A 2,983-nucleotide genomic window follows, 5' to 3' on the forward strand; every position below is an offset into this window, starting at 1 on the left:
TGCCGGATCGTCTGTCGATTGCCCGCGCGGTTTTTGATTATGCGGGCGGCAAAACGCTCCGAGACGGTTTTGATGAAAATGATCGAAACCGAACATAAGGATGTGTTCGACAAGGCGTTGGAATTTCTCGCTGGAATGGCCGATCAAGTCTGCAAAGCCGCCGCTAAGGGCGATAACCAGCTCGCAAAAGCCCAGGCCCAGGCCTATATTTACCGCAGGCTCGGCCGCAAGAACCGCATCTTCCAAGGCATGTTGATGAAGGCGGTTGTGGCCGACCGGCCCGCCTATATTTCCTCGCTGCTGCGCCTGCTGGTGAACGAGCCCGTCGTCGTCGCCAAGCAAAACGCGCGCGGCGAAACCGAACGCGAACTGCTGGTGATGGATAAAACCTCGCCCTCGCCCGCCAATCCCGCCCTATCGATGCTGCTTCAGCAAGACGCGCGTGGGAATCTCGCCTTCCACCAAGCCGTGATGATGAACCGGGCCGATTGCCTGCGCAAACTCTTCTACGGCCTGTCGCTGGTTGATGTTCACGCGATTCTCTGCCGCATTCCGAACCGCTTCAATCTAACCGTCGCCGATCTGCTCTCGCAGCAGGCGGCGTTCCAGAAGCTCTCGGTGGAGGTCAAGGCCAAGCGCATGACCATCGAAGACGCGCAGCAGTGGATGGCGCAGATCAAAGCGGTCGACCGGCGCATTGTCGAGTTTCTAAGCGAGGCGATTAAAAAGGCCGAGGACGTGATTCAACGCACCGGCGGGGCCAAGTCCGCGAAACCGACCTTCGATCTTGCCCGCGTGCCGACGATTATCATGGCCATGCAAAAACGCCCAACAGGGCGGGGCGGCGGCGCGCGCTTAGAATCGGGCGTTTTTGAGGCCATCCCTCCCCGAAAACCTCACGCCTGCCGTTCCATACTGCGCGCTCGGCAGGCGCACAGGATTTCGCTACACTCTTCTCGTAAGACTCGCGGGGTTCGGGGGAGAAAAGCGCGCATGGTATCGTCGAAACAAACGCCGAGTTCCAAAGGGGCCTTGGTGTGGGATCTGCCGACGCGGCTGTTCCACTGGCTCTTAGCCCTGCTAATTCTGGCGGCCTTCCTGAGCGACGATAACCGCGATCTTCACGAGCGGATTGGAACGGCGATTCTGGTCCTGGTCCTCTTCCGGCTGATTTGGGGCGTGATCGGCGGGCGCTATGCGCGCTTCAGCAGTTTTCTGCGCGGGCCGAAAGCCGTTCTCGCCCATCTCGACGAGATGCGCCAGCCGAACCCGCCCCAGCATATCGGCCATAATGCCGCCGGGGGCTGGATGGTCGTTGCGCTGTTGCTGCTCGTGCTGACCCAGGCGGTGCTCGGGTTGTTCAGCCAAGATGTCATTATGTATAGCGGACCGCTCGCGGGGCTGATTTCCGACGGGTTGAGCGCGCGCCTAACCACGGCTCATGAAATCCTGAGCAACGTCATTCTCGCCGCCGTGGCGCTGCATATCGGCGCGGTCGCGGTATATTTTGTCTGGAAGAAGCAAAACCTGGTGCGCCCGATGCTCACCGGACGCCGGACCGACCTTGCCGAGCGCGATTTGCCGCCGCTGCGCCAACGCGCGCCCTCGCTGCTGTGGGCGTTAGGCGCGCTGATTGTTGCTATCGCCGCCGTCGCGGTTTTACTGTCGTTCGGGGAGTAAACCTGCCCTTCGCTTTTACCCGTGGCGGAATGGGGCGGATTAGGCTACTTCCAGCAGCTTCTATCCTCCTTTTCGCCAGGGGCCGCGCGCCCCGCCATAGATTGAGGCGGCGTTGATCGAACTTTCTGTCGTCGTTCCGGTGCTGAACGAAGCCGACAATATCCCCGCGCTGGTGCAGGAAATCCGCACGGCGCTCGAAGGCCGCTTGGCCTATGAGATCGTCTATGTCAACGACGGCTCGACCGACCGCACGCCGGAGGTGCTGGCGGGCCTGTGCCGCGATTTGCCGAATTTCCGCGCGCTCCATCACGATAAACGCAGCGGCCAATCCGCCGCCGTGCGCTCGGGCGTAAAAGCCGCCCACGGCGCTTGGATCGCCACCTTGGACGGCGACGGCCAGAATGACCCCGCCGATATCCCCAAGCTCTGGGCAAAAATGCAGGACCTCGGCGGCGGCGCGGTGATGATCGCCGGCTGGCGCACCCAGCGCAAAGACGTGTGGTCCAAACGCATCGCCTCCCGCCTCGCCAACCGTATCCGCGTGGCCCTGCTGCGCGACGAGACGCCCGATACCGGCTGCGGCATCAAGCTCTTCCCCCGCGCCGAGTTTTTGGAGTTCCCCTACTTCAATCACTATCACCGCTACTTGGCGGCGCTGATGAAGCGCCAGGGCGGTAAAGTGGTGTCGGTGCCGGTCAATCACCGGCCGCGCGGCGCGGGTAAATCCAACTACGGCAATCTCGACCGGGCGCTGGTGGGGATCAGCGATCTCTTCGGCGTCGCCTGGTTACAGCGGCGCGGCAGCATTCCGCGCGTGCGGGAGGAAGCATGAATCCGCTCGATTGGTTAAACGGTCTCTGGGCCGTTTTCGTCCATAATTGGGAAACCGATGGCGTTTGGATGCTCATCGGCTTCGGCGCGCAGGCGCTGTTCATGTCGCGCTTTATCGTGCAGTGGCTGCATAGCGAAAAGCAGAAGAAATCAGTCATCCCGACCGCTTTCTGGTGGATCAGCCTTGCGGGCGGCGGGTCGCTCTTCGCCTATGCCGTGCATCGGCAGGAACTGGTGTTCGCGCTCGGGCAGATCCTTGGCCTCGTCGTCTACGTGCGCAATCTCACGCTGATTCGCGGCGAAAAGCGCCGCAACGCCGAAGGCTAGACTATGAAAGACGCGCCGCGCCATTCCTTCGGGCTCGCGCTCAGCCTGCTGTTTTTTCTAACCGCCGTGCGGATGGTGGTTCTGTCGGGCGAATATTACCCGCTGCATGGCGACGAGGCGCAGTATTGGCTATGGTCGAAGGACC

At 61.6% G+C, this 2,983-nt stretch carries 3 protein-coding genes; all 3 read left to right on the forward strand.

The features are described from left to right. Positions 1-1,680, forward strand: a 1,680-nt coding sequence (locus VZ95_RS26920; RefSeq protein ID WP_232302575.1) for a cytochrome b/b6 domain-containing protein, incomplete at its 5' end; no start/stop codon positions are given. A gap of 112 nt (positions 1,681-1,792) precedes the next feature. Then, a complete protein-coding gene (locus tag VZ95_RS09345; RefSeq protein WP_045775608.1) occupies positions 1,793-2,512 on the forward strand; it encodes a glycosyltransferase family 2 protein in 720 nt (239 codons plus the stop codon). Next, positions 2,509-2,838 carry a lipid-A-disaccharide synthase N-terminal domain-containing protein gene (locus VZ95_RS09350; RefSeq protein ID WP_045775609.1) on the forward strand — a complete coding sequence of 110 codons (330 nt, stop codon included), beginning with the start codon at positions 2,509-2,511 and terminating at the stop codon, positions 2,836-2,838. Before VZ95_RS09345 ends, VZ95_RS09350 begins: the two co-directional genes overlap by 4 nt. Positions 2,839-2,983: the final 145 nt, after the last annotated feature.

This window comes from Elstera litoralis (genome assembly GCF_000963705.1).
Taxonomy (GTDB): Bacteria; Pseudomonadota; Alphaproteobacteria; order Elsterales; family Elsteraceae; genus Elstera; species Elstera litoralis.